Source organism: Burkholderia sp. 9779_493, from assembly GCF_015712215.1.
Lineage (GTDB): Bacteria > Pseudomonadota > Gammaproteobacteria > Burkholderiales > Burkholderiaceae > Burkholderia > Burkholderia cenocepacia.
Map to the genome: position 1 here is coordinate 126,972 of NZ_JACCQA010000005.1, position 19,652 is coordinate 146,623.

Here is a 19,652-nt window from a genome sequence, read left to right on the forward strand (position 1 = left end):
ATACGGCGCGTTCGAACGCGCTATCAGCAGACGGAATCGCGATCGCGCGTCAGTGCGCCGGGCCAGCTTGCGCAGTAGGTATAGAGCGTGACCAGCAGGCCGATCAGCAGCGGCCCGCCGAGCAGGAAATAGCAGAACGGCAAGAACAGCAGCGAGCCGTGATGGATGATCGTCGCGTGCAGCAGCATCACGAACGGCAGCGCGAACACGAAGTAGCCGAGCACCAGCAGCGATGCGACGGCCTTTTGCAGCAGCGAGAAATCGAGCGGGTAGTACAGCGCGGCCATCACCAGCGGGATCAGCGCGATCGCCGCGCCGTGCAGCACGAACATGTCGCGCAGATGCAGTGGCGGCACATACGGGAACGTGTCGGGCGCGAGCCAGAAGTACGCGCAAATCAGCAGCTGGGTGAAGCTCGCGATACGTAACAGATATGCAACAGGCAGCCAGCGTGTCCGACGGACGAACGAGGCGGCGAAGCCGATCGCGCACAGCGCGGCGGTGGCCAGCAGCAGCGTGCCGCCCGGCAGGCGGGCCGCGACGTCGATCGACAGCAGCGGCACGCGTGGCGCGTCGGGTGGATAACCGAGCACGATCACGTGCAGCGCCGGATCGATCTGCTGCGCGCCCCATGCCATGACCGCGCGCCAGTAGCGCCACGCCAGCGGCAGTCCGAACCACAGCGACGCGTACAGCGCGGGTGTCAGCAGCGCGATCGACGACAGCCAGCGCTGCGGGTACGCGTGGGTGCGCAGCGAACGGTCGACGGGAGGACGGACGGGATGCGTGGGCATGGCGTCCGCCCGCTCACCAGCGATAGAACACGCTGAGCTCGCCGCCGATCCGTGAGTAGTACGGGTTGTGGTAATAGTCGAATTCGAGTTGCGTGCCCCACTTGCGCGTGAACCAGTAGCGCCATTTCGCGGTGATCTCGTGGCTGCGGAAATCCGCGATCTGCGAGCCGGACCCGGTGACCTGATACGCTTCGCGGCCGAACCCGCCGCGCAGCACGATCACGCTCTTGCCGACTTCGCCGTAGGTGACGGCGCCGTAGTACGCAGGTGCCTTGACCGAGCCCGGTGAATCGACCGTATAGTTCGCGCCCGCCTCGAAAATCCACTTCGGCAATGCATACCAGATCACGCCGGCGTGATAGAGCTGATCGCGGTGGCCGCTGCGGTTCCATGCGTAGCCGGCGCCCAGCGACACGACCAGCGAACGATCGGACAATAGCTTGCGGTTGAGCGACAGGTCGACGCGCGCGCTCGGCAGGATCGTGCCCGACGTGGTGCCGGAAAAGCCGATTCCACCGAACCAGTCGGGCCCGAGGTTCTGCACGTAGGTCAGCGCGCCGAGCTGCGTGTTCTCGCCGAAGCGGTGCAATTGCGCCAGTTCGCCGAGCACGGTGCGCACGCCGTCCTGATAGACGCCGCGCAGATGCACGCCGTACCAGTCGCCATAGCCGTGCGTCAGGTGCGCGCTCGAATAGCCGAGCGACAGTTCGGTGTGCGATTCCTGCGGCGCCTGCGCATGTGTGACGATGGCGTCGGGCAGCGGTGGCCGGTTCGTATCCTCGGGCGTGAACTCGGCGAGCGGCACGCCGTCCGGCAGGCCTTCGGCGTCCACGCGCACGAACATCGATTCGTCGCGCATCCGTGGCGTGATGACGGTCGCGGGGTCCGGGGGCTGCACGGCGGGCACGGCGGCGGCATCGTCCGGCTGCTCCGCCAGCGCCGCGGGCGCGCCGAAGGCGACGCCGCACAGCATCGCGAGGGTGGCAACCGGCACGCGCGGGCCGCGATGGCTGGGGCGATCGGACATGAGGCGCTCCTTAACGGGATGTGTGGAACCAGCCGCTGCGCCACGCGACGAGATCGCCATGCACGCAGGCATGATTGACGACCGAGACGTCGCGCGCGCACGCGCTGACCGGATGACCGGCGACGCCGATGCGCGCCCCCGTCAGCCGCAGCAGGCCGCCGGCCGACACGACGCCGTCGATGCAGCTCGCGTGGGCGAGCAACACATCGTCGCGCGCGAATACCGCGCCATGCAGCAACGCGTGGCGTTCGAGCTCGACGCGATGCGCCTTGACGCTGCCGCGCAGCACGCAGCCTTCGCCGAGTACGAGCGTGCCTTCGACGATCAGGTTGCCTTGCACGACCGTGTGCGCGGGCAGGCGGACGTCGCACGGCACCAGGTAACGGCCGTGCAGGAAGCGATGCGGCAGCGACGCGAAGTGGCGGGTCAGCGAGATCGCGCGGCGCGGGGCGGCCTGCGGGTCCGCGGGCCGCGCGCCGGGCGCCGCGCCGAACACGAGCGGCTCGCCATACAGGCACGCGAAGCCGCCGGCGCCGTGCAGATGCACCGTGTCGCCGACCACGACGCCGCGCAGTACCGCGCCGTCGACGTCGATCAGCGGTGCATGCGCGAGCGTGCCGATCGTCGCGCCGGCACGAATGTCGATGCGCTCGTCGGCGAACGCGTACGCGGCCCGCGCGCCGTCGTCGAGCGTGATCGTGCGATCGGCGTAAAGCACGTCGTCGCGATGTGTGTCCCGTGCGACGTGGATCGCGTCCGCATGCTGCACGGCCAGGCCGAGCGCTTGCCACGGCGGTGTGGCGGCCGCATCCGCCGACGGCGTGCCGGCCGCGTGCGCGCGCAGCGCGTCGTGCCAGCGCGCGGCCAGCAGCGCCTGATCGACGAATGGCCCGTCGCCGATCGGCAATGCTGCGACGTCGCTGCGCCGGATCAGTTCGTGCAGCATCGGCAGGAACGGCAGGGTGAGCACGCCGGCCACCGGCACCATCACATTGAAGGTCGTCATCGCTCATCGCTCCGGTTTCAATTGCCGGCGAAAACGCTCGGTCTTGTCCCATTTCAGTTCGCGGCGGAACGCGGCGTCGAGCGCGAGCCCCCATAGCGCGGCGACGACCGCCGCAATCGTCACGCAAAAGCCGACGACGTTGACCGGTACGAGCCGCAGGCGCGTCGCGCGGCCGTCGAGCCGCGCGGCGACGACGATCTCGAAGAACACGCCGAAGTTGCCGAAGGTGCTGAACGAGAACAGCGCGAACAGCGACAGGAGCAGGCCGAGCGCGGTCGAATTGACGCCGTTGAACAGGTAGAGCGCGAGCGCGGCGCTCCACGCGATCGCGAGCAGCGCGGGCATCGTGAACACGCCGAGCAGCAGGGCGCCGTCGAGCCGGCAGCGCCGCGAGATCAGCGGATTGCGCAGCACCGGCAACAGGTAGCGCAACATCGTCTGGTTGTGCCCCTTCGCCCAGCGCGTCAGTTGCCGGGCGCGGACGGCCCAGCGCTCCGGTACTTCCTCATAGCATTCGGCGTGGTTCAGATAGACCGTGCGCCAGTCGCTCAGCAGCAGGCGGTAGGTCATGTCGGTATCTTCGGCGAGCGTGTCGTCGCACCAGCCGCCCACGGCGTCGAGCGCACCCTTGCGGATGCCGCCGACCGTGCCGCCGTACTGCGGCACCAGGTCGAGATTGTTGCGGGCTTGCTGGTTGACCTGGTAGCCGCCCGCGCGCTCGAGATCGAGCAGCCGCGCGAGCAGGTTGCTGTCCGCGTTCTGCGGCACGACGCGGCCCATCACCGCGCCGACTTCCGGATCGAAGAACGGCGCGACGAGTTCCTTCAGCAACCCCGGCCGCGGCAGGTAGTCGGCGTCGAATACCACCATGATGTCGCCGCGGATGAAGCGCAGCGCATCCTTCAGCGCGGCTGCCTTGCCCGGCTTGCCGGTCTCGCGATGAAACGGCTGGATCAGTTCGGGCGCGAGTGCGCGGACTTCGTCGATCAGCACGCGCGTGTTGTCGGTCGAGCGGTCGTTGACCGGGATGATCGTCAGCCGGTCGCGCGGGTAGGTCGTGGCCAGCAGCGCCATCAGGCAATCGACGATGACGGTTTCCTCGTTGTGGGCGGCGACGAAGACCGTGAGCCGCGGCCAATCGCCGTGGGTCATCGCGCGGTAGGGCGCGTGCTGCGGCTTGAACAGGCGGTCGAGGCTGAACAGGTAGTGCCGCGCGGCATACCCGCACGTCAACAGCGTGAACAGCCACAGGTACGCCACGCACGGCATCAGCAGCAGCTCGGGATCGAACGTGATGCTCGGCGTGCCGGCCGGCGGCGGTTCGAGCGACGCATCCGGATCGGGCGAGGCCGGTGCGGCGAGCGAGAACGTCACGCTGTCGAGCGCGGTGCGTTCCATTGCGAGCCCGGTGTTTGCCGCGTTGGCGGCGTTGACGGCGGGCACGCCGAACCGGACCGGTTCGGCGATCGCCTGCGATGCGGTGTCGCGGACGATCAGCGAGCAGGCAAGCACGATCAGCAGCAGGATGCCTTGTTCGCAGAGTGACGCCGCCCGCGTTTTCTTCATGTCCTGGTCCCCGTGCCCGCGACGACGACCGATGAGAGCTGAAGGCGCTCCGTGGATCGCGCGGACGTCAATGGGAAGCCGTGGCGCGTGGGTCGTGGCGGGCGATTGTCGGTCGCCCCGGACGAACGCGTCGCGTCGCCTCCCGGCTTCGTTGCTTTGGCGTCCCCGTCTGTCTGCTGCCGTGCGAGTGCTTCGGGACGCACCTGTCTGACATTAAGCAAGGCGTGAGCCATCTGTCGGGATGCCGCGCGCAGCAAGGATCGACGCGAAGGAAGCGAATGCGGAAGTCGCGCGGGCGGCGGGTTTTGATTCACTGACGAATCAGTGTGCACGCGTCGCATTCGACCCCATACGGTCGGTTGCGTGCGTAGAGCACCTCGCACGGCGGGGGGCTTCGCATCCATCGGTGGCGCCTTGCCGGGTGAAGCTTGCATGACTGATCGTCGCGCTTCATTCGTCGCACGCGCGTTGGTGTGGTGATCGAAACCGACGCCGGTTTCATGTGAGACAAATAGACCGGACTCCGATGTATTTTCCGGTTTTTGGCCGCGTTACACATACGCAACATTTCCCGCGCACCGATTCGTGTGACGCAAGCGCCGTCGCGTGTCGGAGAAATCCTGCGCGTGCGTAGGTGGCCGACGCTCGCGTGCGCGCCGCACAGTGCACAGACGAAAGTGGCGAATCGAGATGACGCAACGCGCGTCGAAAGATGCCGCAGATTCGCTGCGTCTCGGTGGTTCGACATGCGTGCACGATTCGTCGGACGACGTCGTCAGACGGATCGGTTGAGCGTCCGGCTGTTTATCGTTGTCGTGTCGATCCGGCGAGGCGAGCGCCCGTAGCAGTTGTGAAACATTCCGCAACACGCCGTCCGCACGCGACGGCCGCTGAGCGAAGCGGGCCGGGATGCGGGCCCGCTGGTTTGAATATTGCTGTAGTGGGAGGACGTAATGCTCGACACAGCGAGGAACCGCTCATGACGTGATCGATCCAGTGCAACGGGACGCCGGTAGTACGACGATTCGCGCGGCCCGGACCGCGCGGACGAGGTGGCGCGCTCGCCCCGCAGCATCGCCGCGTGTCGAGCGCGTGCGAGTACGCGATGCGCCGCCCGAATACATGCTTCGCGCCACGTGCAGGATCGCCAGGCGCGCAGTGGCTAAACGAGGACAACGATGAAGAAGATCTTGCTTGTGTTCGGGACCCGGCCGGAGGCCATCAAGATGGCGCCGCTGGTGCGCGCATTGAAGGCGCAAGCGGATGTCGACGCCCGCGTATGCGTGACCGCGCAGCATCGCGAAATGCTCGACCAGGTGCTGACGCTGTTCGACATCAAGCCCGACTACGATCTCAACCTGATGCGGCAAAGCCAGACGCTGACCGACGTGACGACCGGCATTCTCCAGGCGATCGGCATGGTCTTCGACGAACTGCGGCCGGACGTCGTGCTGGTGCACGGCGATACGACGACCACGCTCGCGGTCAGCCTCGCGGCGTTCTATCGCTATCTGCCGGTCGGGCACGTGGAGGCCGGCTTGCGCAGCGGCGACATCTGGTCGCCGTGGCCGGAGGAACTGAATCGCCGCGTGACCGATGCGGTGTCGTCCTGGCATTTCGCCCCGACCGGGCAGGCGCGCGACAACCTGCTGAGCGAAGGCGTGCCGGGCGGCGCGGTCTCGCTGACCGGCAATACCGTGATCGACGCGTTGCACGAGGTCAAGCGCATGCTGGATCGCACCACCGCGCTGTCGGACAAGGTCGCCGCGTACTTCCCGTTTCTCGAACCGTCGCGACGCGTCGTGCTGATCACCGGCCATCGCCGCGAAAGTTTCGGCGAACCGTTCCGGCATTTCTGCGACGCCCTGTGCACGCTGGCGAACCGCTATCGCGATGCGCAGTTCGTCTATCCACTGCACCTGAATCCGAACGTGAGGGAACCGGCGCGCGCGCGGCTCGGCGACGTCCCCAATATCTACCTGATCGAGCCGCAGGAATATCTTTCGTTCGTCTTCCTGATGTCGCGCGCCTATTTCATCATCACGGATTCGGGCGGCATTCAGGAAGAAGGGCCGGCGCTCGGCAAGCCGGTGCTGGTCACGCGCGAGACGACCGAGCGGCCCGAGGCGATTCAGGCCGGCACCGCGCGGCTCGTCGGCACCGATCAGGACAGGATCGTATGGGAGGCGTCGCGTCTGTTCGACAGCGAGAGCGCTTACGAGGAAATGTCGCGCGCGAGCAATCCGTACGGTGACGGCCATGCGAGCGAGCGGATCGTTCACGCGCTGATGCGCACGCCCGGCGTGCCGACGAAGACGACGAGTTTCTCGATGGGCGCTGCGGAAATGCCGTTCAACGCGCTCACGCTCGGATTGCAGGCATTGCGGTCGCCGTGAGGAAGGGCGCGCGGTAGCGCCTTCCGGCGCGTTCGACGCAGGCGTCAAGCATCCGGTCCGGCCGCGAGGTCGGCCGGATGCTTGCCTGTGCGCGACCCGGAACCCATTTTCCCGATGCATTCAAAAGTGTTTTCGCGGGAAGCCTCTTTCGCGAAACGGCGCCGCGCACGGATACTTCAGCGGATATCCCACCCGCATCTTCCGGAAATCGCATCGACGCGACGAAATCCGATGCGGGCTCCTTGCACTTGCACGCGATCGCCGAGCGCCCGTCGTGTGTCACACCCTGCCATTCCCCCATGACTCAATCCACTCATCAAGCCTCGTTGCCGGCCCGCTATCGCGCGTGGACCTGGCAAGGCAGCGGGCATCCCGCGCAGTTGCGTCTCGAACAACGGGAAATGCCGGGACTGAAACCCGGCCAGGTGCTGGTCCGCAATCACGCGATCGGCCTCAATCCGGTCGACTGGAAAGTGCTCGGCGGCGCGCTCGTGAACTGGCGCCCCGGCCATGTGCCCGGCGTCGATGGCGCGGGCACGGTGGTCGCGGCCGCGGACGACGCGATGCGCCACCTGCTGGGTCGCCGCGTCGCCTATCATCAGGCGCTCGGCGAGCACGGGAGTTTCGCGGAATACACACCGGTTGCGGCCGGCGTGCTGCTGACGGTGCCCGACACGCTCGATTTCGAAACGGCGGCGAGCGTTCCGTGCCCGGCGCTGACCGCATGGCAGGCGCTCGAGAAGGTGCCGTGCCGCGCGGCGAGGGAAATCCTCGTGAGCGGTGCAGGCGGCGCGGTCGGCAACTACCTGGTGCAGATCGCCGCCGCTCGCGGGTTCGTGGTGTCGGTATCGAGCCACGAACGACATTGGGAGCGCCTGCGCGAGCGCGGGGCAAGCCATTGCCTGCCGGGTCCCGTCGATGCAACGATCGGCGCGATGCCCGAACTGGCCCGGCGTTTCTATGCGGTGTTTGACAGCGTCGATGCGCGGCATGCGGCCTGCTGGGCACCTGCCGTGGCCGCGAACGGGCATATCGTGTGCATCCAGGGGCGCTTCGACACGCCGCCGCTACCGCCGTTCACGTCGAGCGCGTCGCTTCATGAAGTCGCGCTGAATGCGTTGCACACCTATGGCGACGATGCGGCGTGGCTCGAGACGACCGCGGCGGGCAGCATGCTGCTCGCCGGTATCGCGAACGGCCGGATGCAACCCGAAGCACGCGTCACCGGCGACTTCGGGAAGTTGCCGGCGCAACTGGAAGGGCTGCGGGAGCGGCGGTTCTCGGGCAAGCCGGTGGTGCTGGTCGACTGAAGGAGCGGTCGGCGCGTGGCGCGATCGGCCGGCGACGCATGCCGTTTCCGGCCGAATTCCCGTGCCGTTTGCCTGAAACGCTCGAACCGCGCCGATCCGACATCAAATCCGAAATGGCTCGATAATGCGGACGGCGATTCATGCGGACGAGCGGCTGGCCGGAATGGCGTCGAAAGGTTGCGCGGGCAACCGGCCGACGGCATCGTTCGCAGCATCCGCCCGGCCGTGCCTGCACGCGACACGGTCGACGAAACGGCGCCACGCCTGCCTGGTCGTTCGGAATGTGCGCCGCGCCGTTCGAATCCCCACTCGATGCCTGCCCGGCGGGCATCGCAACCAGGAGGTGAACGATGATCACGCTGACCGTCAACGGTAGCGAGCAGCACTTCGACGGCAATCCCGACATGCCGTTGCTCTGGTATCTGCGCGATGTGCTCGGCCACACCGGCACCAAGTTCGGCTGCGGGATGGCGCTGTGCGGTGCGTGCACCGTGCATCTCGACGGCGTGGCGATCCGCGCGTGCATCACGCCCGTCGCGGCGGCGTCGGGCAAGCGCGTGACGACGATCGAGGGGCTGTGGGCGGATCTCACGCATCCGCTGCAGCAGGCGTGGCAGGAACTGAACGTCGCGCAATGCGGTTACTGCCAGTCCGGGCAGATCATGCAGGCCGCGTCGCTGCTGAAGACCAATCCCCATCCGACCGACGCCGACATCGACGATGCGATGTCCGGCAACATCTGCCGCTGCGGCACCTATACGCGCATTCGTGCCGCGATCCGGCTGGCCGTGCGCCGCGGAGGTGCCGCATGAGCGCGCCCGAACTCTCCGTCCACAACGAAAGCCGCCGCGCGCTGCTGTTCGGCTTCGCGTCCGGCGGGCTGCTGCTCGCGTTCGGCGTGCCGTCGCTCGCTCGGGCGGCCGCGCCGGTGCAGCCGCCCATCAGCGCGAATCCGCAGTATGGCGGTGCCGGGATGCCGCACGGCTTGCGCGACGATCCGAACCTGTTCGTTGCGATCGCACCGGACGGCACCGTCACGGTGACCTGCATCCGCTCCGAGATGGGGCAGGGCGTGCGCACGAGCGTGGCGCTCGTGGTGGCCGACGAACTGGGCGCGGACTGGGCGCGCGTGAAGGTCGCGCAAGCGGTCGGCGACGAGCCGCGCTACGGCAACCAGAACACCGACGGGTCGCGCAGCCTGCGCCAGAGCTTCGCCGCGCTGCGCCGTGCCGGGGCGGCCGCGCGCACGATGCTCGCGCAGGCAGCCGCCGGCGAATGGGGCGTCGACGTGCGCCAGGTGAAGGTGACGGTGCACGAGGTCGTCGACTCGAAGAGCGGGCGCAAGCTCGGCTTCGGCGAACTGGCCGCGAAGGCGGCCGCGCTGCCGGTGCCCGATACGAAAAGCGTGCCGTTGAAGGCGCCGGCCGAATTCCGCTATATCGGCAAGGGCAAGACGGCGCTGATCGACGGACGCGACATCGTCGGCGGCCGGGCGCAGTACGGAATCGATACGCGGCTCGACGGCATGCTGTATGCGGTCGTCGCGCGGCCGCCGGCCTACGGCGATACGGTGGCGTCGTTCGACGCGTCGGCCGCCGGGAAGCTGCCGGGCGTCGTCAAGGTCGTGCAACTGGCGGCGACGCCGCTGCCATCCGGCTTCCAGCCGCTCGGCGGCGTGGCCGTCATCGCGCGCGATACGTGGACGGCCATCCAGGCGCGCGCGCAGTTGAAGATCGACTGGAAGCACGGACCCAACGCGGGCTACGACTCGACCGAATATCGCAAGACGCTCGAAGCGGCTGCCGCGCAGCCGGGCGACGTGATCCGCAACGACGGCGACGTGGCGGCCGCACTCGCCGGCGCCGCGAAACGCGTACGCGCGACCTACTACGTCCCGCATCTCGCGCACGCGACGATGGAGCCGCCCGCGGCCGTCGCGCGCGTGGCCGACGGCCGCTGCGAGGTATGGACCTGCACGCAGGCGCCGCAGACCACGCGCGACGAGCTCGCGAAGGCGCTCGGCTTGCCGGCGGAGCGCGTGACGGTCAACGTGACGCTGCTGGGCGGCGGCTTCGGCCGCAAGTCGAAGCCCGACTACGTGGTGGAAGCCGCGCTGCTGTCGAAGGCGGTCGGCGCGCCCGTGAAGCTGACCTTCACGCGCGAGGACGACATCGCGCACGACTACTTCCACGCGGTGTCGCTCGAAGCGTTCGACGGCGGGATCGATGCATCGGGGAAGGTGGTCGCGTGGCAGCATCGCACGGTCGCGCCGTCGATCCAGTCGACGTTCCGGGCCGGCGTCGTGCACGAGCAGCCGGGCGAGCTCGCGCAAGGCATCGCGGATCTGCCGTTCGCGATTCCGAACGTGCGGCTCGAGAATCCGGCCGCGGAAGCGCACACGAGGATCGGCTGGTTCCGCTCGGTGTACAACATCCCGCATGCGTTCGGCATCCAGAGTTTCGTGTCGGAGCTTGCGCACGCGGCCGGCCGCGATCCGAAGGATTTCCTGCTCGAGCTGATCGGGCCCGCTCGGCGTTTCGAGCCGCACATCACGGTGAAGAACGTGAACTACGGCGAGGATCCCGCGCTGTATCCGGTCGATACGGGGCGGCTGCGACGCGTGGTCGAGACGGTCGCGCGCGAAGCCGGCTGGGGCCGCACGCTGCCGAACGGGCATGGGCTCGGGATCGCCGCGCATCGCAGCTTCGTGTCGTACACGGCCGCGGTGTGCGAGGTGCAGGTCGACGCGGACGGCAAGATCTCGGTGCCGCGCGTCGACATCGCGATCGACTGCGGGCCGCAGGTCAATCCGGAACGGGTGCGCTCGCAGCTCGAGGGCGCGGTGGTGATGGGGCTCGGCATTGCGCTGCACGGCGAGATCACGTTCAAGGACGGCCACCCGGAGCAGAGCAACTTCAACGGCTTCCAGGTGTTGAGAATGAACGAGGCGCCGCGTGAAATCCGCGTGCATCTGGTGGCGCCCGACGACTTCGCGACGCCGCTCGGCGGGGTCGGTGAACCGGGCCTGCCGCCCGTCGCGCCGGCGCTGACCAACGCGATCTTCGCGGCGACCGGCACGCGAATCCGCAGCCTGCCGGTGGCCGATCAGCTCGCGAAACCGCAGGCTGGTTGACGCAACCTCTGTCCCGCGCCGGGCCGCATCGTGCGGCCCGGTTTGCATCGACCCCTTGAACAAGGAGTGTGACGTGGCCTCATCCGATGTCAGTGTGAAGCAGACGGTTTCCCCCGCCGAATGGGAGGCGCGCGTCAACCTGGCGGCCGCGTATCGCCTCACCGCGCTGTTCGGCTGGGACGATCTCGTGTTCACCCATATTTCCGCGCGCGTGCCCGGCCCGGAGCACCACTTCCTGATCAACCCGTACGGGATGATGTTCGACGAGATCACGGCGTCGTCGCTGGTCAAGGTGGATCTCGACGGCCGCAAGGTGTCCGAATCGCCGTACGAGATCAACCCGGCCGGCTTCACGATCCACAGCGCGGTGCATGCGGCCCGCGACGATGCCCAATGCGTGATGCATACGCATTCGATCAACGGTGTGGCCGTCTCGGCGCAGGAAGCGGGCTTGCTGCCGCTGTCACAGCAGTCGCTCGGCGTGCTCGCGTCGCTCGGCTATCACGACTACGAGGGCATCGCGCTCGACGAGGGCGAGAAGGCGCGCCTCGTGCGCGACCTCGGCAGCAATACGAACCTGATGCTGCGCAATCACGGGCTGCTGACCGTCGGTGCGACGCCGGCCGATGCGTTCGTCGCGATGTACTTCTTCGAAGCGGCCTGCATGATCCAGGTCCGCGCGCAGGCGGGCGGCTCGGCGCTGCTGCCAATCGCGCAGCCGATTCTCGACGGCATCAAACAGCAGATCGCCGCGGTCACGCGCGGGATGGGCGCCGGGGCGCTCGTCTGGCCCGGGCTGCTGCGCCGGCTCGATCGGCGCGATCCCGGCTACGCGGACTAGCGTGTTCGTCGTTGTCGTTTGCGAACGACCGTGCTAAATTCCTGCCAGCACTTGGAGCCACGCAACCCTTCATTCGGCTGACACGGCCGGCACCCCGGGAGGCAGCACGATGAGCCTGTTGATGTCGCGACGCGATCTCGCGTTCCTGCTGTACGACTGGCTCGACGCCGAAGCGCTCGTCGCGCTGCCGCGTTACGCGGAGCATAGTCGCGAGACCTTCGACGCGGTGCTCGACACCAGCGAGCGGATCGCCGAAGACCTGTTCGCGCCGCATGCGGCGCGCGGCGATCGCGACGAGCCGCGGTTCGACGGCGAACGCGTGACGCTGATCCCGGAAGTCGAACCGGCCGTGCGCGCGTTCGCGGACGCCGGGCTGATCGCCGCGGGGCATGACGAAGCGCTCGGCGGCATGCGCTTGCCGAAGCTGGTCGAAGCCGCGTCGTTCCTGTTCTTCCAGGCCGCGAACATCGCGACGGCCGCGTATCCGTTCCTGACCGTCGCCAATGCGAACCTGCTCGTCGCGCACGGCAGCGCCGCGCAGATCGACGCGTTCGCGCGCCCCGAGCTGGAAGGGCGTTTCCTCGGCACGATGTGCCTGTCCGAGCCGCAAGCCGGCTCGTCGCTGTCCGACATCGCGACGCGCGCCGATTTCGAATGCGATTCGCCGCTCGGCCCGCGCTACCGGCTGACCGGCAACAAGATGTGGATATCCGGCGGCGAGCACGAGCTGGCGGAGAACATCGTCCACCTCGTGCTCGCGAAGATTCCCGACGAACATGGTCGGTTGCAACCCGGCACGCGCGGCATCTCGCTGTTCATCGTGCCGAAGTTCCTGACGGGCGCCGATGGCGATGCGAACGGCGAGCACAACGACGTCGTGCTCGCCGGGCTGAACCACAAGATGGGCTATCGCGGCACGACCAACTGCCTGCTGAATTTCGGCGAAGGGACGCGTTACCGTCCGGCAGGGCGTGCGGGCGCGATCGGTTATCTGGTCGGCCAGCCGAATCATGGGCTGGCCTACATGTTCCACATGATGAACGAGGCGCGCATCGGCGTCGGCGCGGGTGCGGTGGCGCTCGGCTACACCGGTTATCTGCACGCGCTCGACTATGCGCGCAACCGTCCGCAAGGGCGCCCGCTCGGGCCGGCCGGCAAGGATGCGGCCGCGCCGCAGGCGCCGATCGTCGATCATCCGGACGTGCGGCGCATGCTGCTCGCGCAGAAGGCTTACGTCGAAGGCGGGCTCGCGTTGATCCTGTACTGCGCGAAACTTGTCGACGAAGCGCGCGCGCACGACGATGCGGCGGTGCGCGCCGATGCCGCGCGCCTGCTCGACATCCTGACGCCGATCGCGAAAAGCTGGCCGTCGCAGTGGTGCGTTGCCGCGAACGATCTCGCGATCCAGGTGCACGGCGGTTACGGCTATACGCGCGACTACGCGGTCGAACGGCTCTATCGCGACAACCGCCTGAATCCGATTCACGAAGGCACGCACGGCATCCAGGCGCTCGATCTGCTGGGCCGCAAGGTGAGCCAGGACGACGGCGCGTCGCTGCGCGCGCTCGATGCACGGATCGGCGCGACCGTCGAGCGTGCGCGAGCGCTGGATGCCGGCATGCGCGAGCAGGCCGAGGCATTGGCCCGGCGCTGGGCGCGGCTGGGCGACGTGACACGCCAGTTGAGCGCGATCGGCGATCCGCAGACGCGGCTCGCGAACGCGAGCGTGTATCTCGAAGCGTTCGGCCATCTCGTCGTCGCCTGGCTGTGGCTCGACGTGACGCTCGCCGCGCACGGGCACGACGGCGATTTCCACGACGGCAAGCGCGCGGCGGCCCGCTACTTCTTCCGCTGGGAACTGCCGAAGGTGGATGCACAGCTCGACCTGCTGTCGAGCGTCGACACGACCACGCTCGACATGCGCGACGCGTGGTTCTGAACGTGGCTTCAACGACATTCCGGAATATCGACGAGCGCGCGGATGCCGACGGCCATCGCGCGCGCGTCGTGAACCGGCCGCGCGGGGGCGCCCGCGGACCATACCGATGCCCGGCCACGCCGGGCAAGGAGAGAAGCGCATGAAAGCCCTGTTGTGTACCGCATTCGGCCCGATCGACCGCTTGCGTATCGAAGATGTCGCGATTCCCGAACCGGCGGCCGGGCAGGTCCGGATCCAGGTGAAGGCGGCATCGCTCAATTTCCCCGACGCGCTGATCGTCCAGGGGCTGTATCAGGTGAAACCGGCGCTGCCGTTCTCGCCGGGCGCCGAGTTTGCCGGCGTGATCGACGCGGTCGGCGATGGCGTCACCGCGTGGCGGCCCGGCGATTCGGTGATGGCGTTCACCGGGCACGGCGGGTTCGCGGAATACTGCGTGGCCGACGCGCACCAGCTCGCCGCGCTGCCGCCGGGGATGACGTTCGAGCAGGGCGCGGCGCTCGTGCTCGCGTACGGCACGTCGCTGCACGCGTTGCAGCAGCGTGCGCGCCTGCAGGCGGGCGAGACGCTGCTCGTGCTGGGCGCGGCGGGCGGCGTCGGGATCGCCGCGATCGAGATCGCGAAAGCGCTCGGTGCGCGCGTGATCGCGGCGGCGTCGAGCGCGGACAAGCTCGCGCTGTGCCGTGAAGCCGGCGCCGACGAGACGATCGACTATGCGACCGAAGACCTGCGCCGCCGCGTCGACGAGCTGACCGGCGGGCGCGGCGCCGACGTCGTCTACGATCCGGTGGGCGGCGCCAGCAGCGAAGCGGCGCTGCGTGCGACCGCATGGCGCGGCCGGTTCCTCGTGGTCGGCTTCGCGGCCGGCGAGATCCCGAAGATCGCGCTGAACCTCGCGCTGCTGAAGGAGCGCGACATTCTCGGCGTGTTCTGGGGCGATGCGGTGCGGCGCGACCCGGCGCAGCATGCCGCGAACATGCGGCTGCTCGCCGAATGGTTCGCGGCCGGCAAGGTGCGGCCCGCGATCACCGAGCGCGTGTCGCTGGCCGGCGCGGCCGACGCGATCGCGCGGATGGCGAACCGGCAGGTGAAGGGCAAGGTCGTGATTTTTCCGGACGCGTGATCCGGTTTCGCCGCGCGGCGACGCCATGCAGGCCGCGCGGCCGCTTCTTCATGACGGCGAAGGGCGGCGCGACCCGCTGCCACCACGCCGGACTATGCAGGCGAGCACGCGGTGCCGCGCGGCGCTGAAACGAACGCCGCCCGTCCTGCGTCAGCGGCTTCAGTCCTTCGGCAGGCGCAGCGTCTCGAGCGCATGCTGCGAAAACTCGACCCAGAACCGCTCGTTCGCGATGCCGGCCTGCAGCACCAGATGCTGCAGCCGCTTCGTGCGTGAATCGCCGGCCGCCGGAGCGCCAGCCGCCGGATCGCCGGCCGCCGGATCGCCGGCCGTCGCAAAGTCGCGCGCCTCGATCTGCAGATACAGATCCAGCTTTTCCTGATGAAGCGCGATGCGCCGCCGGATCTCGTGCTCGAGGCCGGCCGGCCCGAGCACGGCTTCCGCGCGCAGACGCACCATCAGCGCCTCGCGCAGCGGCGTCGGATCTTCCGGTTCGGCGATCCAGCGGCGCAATTCCTTCTTGCCGGCCGGCAGGATCCGGTACGCGCGCTTGCGGCCGCGACCGGACTCGGCGGGCAGCGATTCGATCCAGCCCATTTCCTCGAGACGCCCGAGTTCGCGATAGATCTGCTGGTGCGTCGCCTGCCAGAAGTAGCCGATCGAGCGATCGAAACGGTCGGCGAGCTCGGACCCCGAACCGGGGCGTTCGGCGAGGGCGGTGAGAAGCGCGTGCGGCAGGGACATGTCGGATCGAGGCAGCGGCGGAATGAACCGCATCTTGCCATATCGGGGCCGCAGCACAAATGGTGAACGCATGTTTATGCAACATGTTGCATAAACAAAGGTGGCGGGCTACCATCAATGCAACTTGTTGCATAAACATGGAGACACCCGATGGCTTCCCGTTATCCGCATTTGACGACTCCGCTCGAACTCGGCTTCACGTCACTCAGGAACCGCGTGTTGATGGGGTCGATGCACGTCGGCCTGGAGGAAGCGCCGAACGGCTTCGAGCGGATGGCCGCGTTCTATGCGGAGCGCGCGCGCGGCGAGGCTGGCCTGATCGTCACGGGCGGCTTCGCGCCGAACGAGCGCGGCCGTCCGGCGCCCGGCGGCGCGATGCTGACGACCGAAGCGGACGCCGAACGGCATCGCGTCGTGACGCGCGCGGTGCAGGCGGAGGGCGGCCGCATCGCGTTGCAGATCCTGCATTTCGGGCGTTATGCGTATCACCCGGCGCTCGCGGCGCCGAGCGCGCTGAAGGCGCCGATCAACCCGTTCACGCCGCATGCGTTGACGAGCGACGAGGTCGACGAGACGATCGCCGATTTCGTGCGATGCGCGGCGCTCGCGCAGCATGCGGGCTACGACGGGGTCGAGATCATGGGCTCCGAGGGCTACCTGATCAATGAATTCATCGCCGCGCGCACGAACCATCGCGACGATGCGTGGGGCGGCGCGTACGACAACCGCATCCGCTTCGCGGTCGAGATCGTGCGGCGCGTGCGCGAGCGTGTGGGAGCGAACTTCATCGTCATCTATCGGCTGTCGATGCTCGATCTCGTTGAAGGCGGCTCCACGCTCGACGAGGTGATCCGGCTCGCGCGGGCGATCGAGGCGGCCGGCGCGACGATCCTCAATACCGGCATCGGCTGGCACGAGGCGCGCATCCCGACCATCGCGACCAAGGTGCCGCGCGCCGCGTATGCGTGGGTGACGCGGCAACTGATGGGCAAGATCGGCATTCCGCTCGTCGCGACCAACCGGATCAATACCCCGGAAGTCGCCGAGCAACTGCTCGCCGACGGCTATTGCGACATGGTGTCGATGGCGCGGCCGTTCCTCGCCGATGCCGAATTCGTCCGCAAGGCGCGGGAAGGGCGCGCGGACGAAATCAACACGTGCATCGGCTGCAACCAGGCGTGCCTCGACCATACGTTCAGCGGCAGGATCACGTCGTGTCTCGTGAATCCACGTGCGTGTCATGAAACCGAGCTCGTGATCGCGCCCGCGCCGCGCCGCAAGCGGATCGCGGTGGTCGGCGCCGGGCCGGCGGGCCTTGGCTTCGCGGTCACGGTGGCCGAGCGCGGTCACGCGGTCACGCTGTACGAAGCGGGCGCCGAGATCGGCGGTCAGTTCAATCTCGCGAGGAAGGTGCCCGGCAAGGAGGAGTTCAACGAGACGCTGCGCTATTTCCGCCGGCAGATCGAACTGCGCGGCATCGCGCTGCACGTCGATACGCGTGCGACGGCCGAGATGCTGTTGCAGGGTGAATTCGACGAAGTGGTGATCGCGACCGGCATCGTGCCGCGCACGCCGCCGATCGACGGTGTCGGTCATCCGAAGGCGCTCGGCTATCTCGACGTGCTGCGCGACGACAAGGCCGTCGGCAACTCCGTCGCGATCGTCGGCGCGGGCGGTATCGGCTTCGACGTCGCGGAATATCTCGTTCATCGCGATCGCGGCGAGCATGGCGACGCGGACCGGTTCTTCAGCGAATGGGGCGTCGATCGATCGTATGCGAATGCCGGCGGGCTGGGCGCCGCGCGGCCCGAACCGGCCGCGCGGGAAGTGCACCTGCTGCAGCGCAAGGCGTCGAAAGTCGGCGACGGGCTCGGCAAGACCACCGGCTGGATTCACCGCACGGCGCTGAAGGCGCGCGGCGTGGGGATGTCGTCGTCGGTCACGTACCGGCGCATCGACGATGACGGCTTTCACGTGACGATCGACGGCGTCGAACGGACGCTGCCGGTGGACAACGTGGTGATCTGCGCGGGGCAGGAGCCGTCGCGCGAGCTGGCGGAACAGCTGCAGGCAGCCGGATGCCGCGTGCATCTGATCGGCGGCGCATACGAGGCCGCCGAACTCGATGCGAAGCGCGCGATTCACCAGGGCACGACGCTGGCCGCGACCCTTTGATACCGATTCGTTTCTTCCCCCGTCCAACAACGTTACTGGAGATTGCGATGACGCACCCGCCGCTGAATGTTCATCCCGCCGTCGCGAAATCGCTCGACGCGTGGCACGCGATGGTCGAGCGCAAGGATTTCGGCGCGCTGGAATCGATCGTCCATCTGGACGCCGTGTTCCGTTCGCCGATGGCGTTCAAGCCGTACGGGCCGGCGCCCGCGTTGCTGATGGCGCTGCGCACGGTGATCACGATCCTCGACAACTTCACGTATCACCGCCAGTTCGTGACCGACGACGGCAAGAGCGTCGTGCTGGAGTTCGGTGCGACCGTCGGCGACAAGGCGCTGAAGGGGATCGACATGATCCGCTTCGACGACGACGGCCGGATCGTCGAATTCGAGGTCATGGTCCGGCCGTTCAATGCGCTGCAGGCGCTCGGCGCGGAAATGGGCGCGCGGCTCGGGCAGCAGTTGCCGGCATTCAAGACCGGCGGTTGAGCGGTGCGGCGGCTGCCGTGCAGCCCGGTCCGCCGCCGCATGTCGTCACGCCCGCGCGAGCCGCTCGACGAACCAGTCGCACGCGAACGCGGTGCGCTCGGATGCGTGGTTGTAGATCGTATGCTCGCCGTCCGGCCAGACCCTGAGCGTCGCGTCGCCGGACGTCGCCGCATCGAGAAACGGCTGCTGATCGTCGAGCCGGATCAGCGGGTCCGCGCCGCCATGCAGCACCAGCAGCGGGCATGCGATGCGGTCGCGTTCGGACGAAAAGCGCATGCGCGCGAAGTTCGCCGACACCGCCTCGGGATCGTCGTTGCCGAGCATCGCCGCCGCCTGTTCGACGAACGTGCGGAACGGCAGCAGCGTGGGTGCCGCGAGCGCGCCGTTTACGCAACAGGCCGCGATCCGTGCGTCGGATGCGGCGGTCGACGCCGCCCACAACCCGCCGATGCTGTTGCCCCAGATACCGATCGGCCCGGGCACGCGCGCGGCGACGTGATCGACGAAGCGTCGGTACGCGGCGCGCGTGTCGACGTCGACGAAGATCCGCTGTTCGAGCCGCGTCTCGCCCTGGCCGGGCCCTTCGGCAAGCAGCGTCGCGACGCCGCGCGCGGCGAGCGCGCGGGCGATCGGCCAGTACGCGAAGCCCCAGCCGCTCTGGCCGCCGAACACGATCACGGTGCCGCGGATGGGCTCCGTCGTCGGACGAACCAGCCAGCCGATCAGGCGCGCATCGCCGAACGGCACTTCGACGCGTTCGATCCGTTTGTCGGACCAGCGCGCGAGGCCGTACGACGCGTCGACGAGCCGCGCATACAGCGCGCGCTTGCGCGGCACGTCGTGATTGAACGCCATCTGCGCGAACAGCAGATCGGCGATGGCCATTGCCTGCGCGTCGGCGGCCGTGACGAGGTGGCCGGCGTCCGCCGCCTGGGTGGCGCGCGCGAGCTGCGCGTCCGCCAGCGCTTCGGCCGCGACGTCCCATGGTTCGCCGGCCGACGTGCGTGCGTGCAGCGCCACGGCGTCCGCGTAGTCCATTCCGCAATCGAGCAGGCGCGTGACGGGCATCGCGCGTTGCAGCGACAGCGCGAACGGTGACAGTTCGGTCGTCATGCG

General features: G+C 68.3%; 15 protein-coding genes. 9 read left to right on the forward strand and 6 right to left on the reverse strand.

Annotated features, from left to right (window positions below; genetic code table 11):
* Positions 1 to 23: 23 nt before the first annotated feature.
* The 4 genes from H0X95_RS06760 to H0X95_RS06775 are packed head-to-tail and all read right to left on the reverse strand — an operon-like array spanning position 24 to position 4,393.
* Positions 24 to 794, reverse strand: coding sequence for a hypothetical protein (locus H0X95_RS06760; RefSeq protein WP_048989024.1), 771 nt, complete (start codon positions 792 to 794; stop codon positions 24 to 26).
* A 13-nt stretch (positions 795 to 807) separates the two neighbouring features.
* Positions 808 to 1,821, reverse strand: a complete 1,014-nt coding sequence (locus tag H0X95_RS06765; protein ID WP_006490613.1) for a YaiO family outer membrane beta-barrel protein — start codon at positions 1,819 to 1,821, stop codon at positions 808 to 810.
* A gap of 10 nt (positions 1,822 to 1,831) precedes the next feature.
* Positions 1,832 to 2,827 carry a polymer-forming cytoskeletal protein gene (locus H0X95_RS06770; protein ID WP_062884618.1) on the reverse strand — a complete coding sequence of 332 codons (996 nt, stop codon included), beginning with the start codon at positions 2,825 to 2,827 and terminating at the stop codon, positions 1,832 to 1,834.
* A 3-nt stretch (positions 2,828 to 2,830) separates the two neighbouring features.
* Positions 2,831 to 4,393, reverse strand: a complete 1,563-nt coding sequence (locus H0X95_RS06775) for a glycosyltransferase family 2 protein (RefSeq protein ID WP_058901331.1) — start codon at positions 4,391 to 4,393, stop codon at positions 2,831 to 2,833.
* A 1,178-nt stretch (positions 4,394 to 5,571) separates the two neighbouring features.
* On the opposite strand from H0X95_RS06775, the gene wecB reads away from it, so the two are divergent.
* The 7 genes from wecB to H0X95_RS06810 all read left to right on the forward strand — a co-directional run bounded on the left by wecB (position 5,572) and on the right by H0X95_RS06810 (position 15,132).
* Positions 5,572 to 6,789 carry a non-hydrolyzing UDP-N-acetylglucosamine 2-epimerase gene (gene wecB / locus H0X95_RS06780; RefSeq protein ID WP_196445973.1) on the forward strand — a complete coding sequence of 406 codons (1,218 nt, stop codon included), beginning with the start codon at positions 5,572 to 5,574 and terminating at the stop codon, positions 6,787 to 6,789.
* Between the two features lie 299 nt (positions 6,790 to 7,088).
* A complete protein-coding gene (locus H0X95_RS06785; RefSeq protein WP_230878159.1) occupies positions 7,089 to 8,099 on the forward strand; it encodes a zinc-binding dehydrogenase in 1,011 nt (336 codons plus the stop codon).
* Between the two features lie 350 nt (positions 8,100 to 8,449).
* Positions 8,450 to 8,911 carry a (2Fe-2S)-binding protein gene (locus tag H0X95_RS06790; RefSeq protein WP_196445974.1) on the forward strand — a complete coding sequence of 154 codons (462 nt, stop codon included), beginning with the start codon at positions 8,450 to 8,452 and terminating at the stop codon, positions 8,909 to 8,911.
* On the forward strand, positions 8,908 to 11,232 hold the full coding sequence (locus tag H0X95_RS06795) for a xanthine dehydrogenase family protein molybdopterin-binding subunit (protein WP_196445975.1): 2,325 nt from the start codon (positions 8,908 to 8,910) through the stop codon (positions 11,230 to 11,232). The genes H0X95_RS06790 and H0X95_RS06795 overlap by 4 nt, the downstream gene beginning before the upstream one ends.
* A gap of 73 nt (positions 11,233 to 11,305) precedes the next feature.
* Positions 11,306 to 12,073, forward strand: coding sequence for a class II aldolase/adducin family protein (locus tag H0X95_RS06800; RefSeq protein WP_006490608.1), 768 nt, complete (start codon positions 11,306 to 11,308; stop codon positions 12,071 to 12,073).
* A gap of 109 nt (positions 12,074 to 12,182) precedes the next feature.
* Positions 12,183 to 14,012 carry an acyl-CoA dehydrogenase gene (locus tag H0X95_RS06805; protein WP_196445976.1) on the forward strand — a complete coding sequence of 610 codons (1,830 nt, stop codon included), beginning with the start codon at positions 12,183 to 12,185 and terminating at the stop codon, positions 14,010 to 14,012.
* Positions 14,013 to 14,151: 139 nt separating this feature from the next.
* A complete protein-coding gene (locus tag H0X95_RS06810; RefSeq protein WP_006490601.1) occupies positions 14,152 to 15,132 on the forward strand; it encodes an NADPH:quinone oxidoreductase family protein in 981 nt (326 codons plus the stop codon).
* 159 nt (positions 15,133 to 15,291) lie between these two features.
* Here H0X95_RS06810 and H0X95_RS06815 read toward each other — a convergent pair whose 3' ends face one another.
* A complete protein-coding gene (locus H0X95_RS06815; protein WP_058901335.1) occupies positions 15,292 to 15,873 on the reverse strand; it encodes a PadR family transcriptional regulator in 582 nt (193 codons plus the stop codon).
* 150 nt (positions 15,874 to 16,023) lie between these two features.
* Between H0X95_RS06815 and H0X95_RS06820 the strand changes: the two genes are divergently transcribed.
* Together H0X95_RS06820 and H0X95_RS06825 are read left to right on the forward strand one after the other, a co-directional pair.
* Positions 16,024 to 18,048: an oxidoreductase gene (locus tag H0X95_RS06820; RefSeq protein WP_196445977.1), complete on the forward strand. Its 2,025-nt coding sequence runs from the start codon at positions 16,024 to 16,026 to the stop codon at positions 18,046 to 18,048.
* 47 nt (positions 18,049 to 18,095) lie between these two features.
* The gene (locus tag H0X95_RS06825) at positions 18,096 to 18,536 is read left to right on the forward strand and encodes a nuclear transport factor 2 family protein (protein ID WP_034200739.1); all 441 of its coding nucleotides are present in this window, start codon (positions 18,096 to 18,098) and stop codon (positions 18,534 to 18,536) included.
* Positions 18,537 to 18,581: 45 nt separating this feature from the next.
* Here the strand turns inward: H0X95_RS06825 and H0X95_RS06830 are convergent, their stop codons facing one another.
* A complete protein-coding gene (locus tag H0X95_RS06830; protein WP_034200738.1) occupies positions 18,582 to 19,649 on the reverse strand; it encodes an alpha/beta hydrolase in 1,068 nt (355 codons plus the stop codon).
* Positions 19,650 to 19,652: the final 3 nt, after the last annotated feature.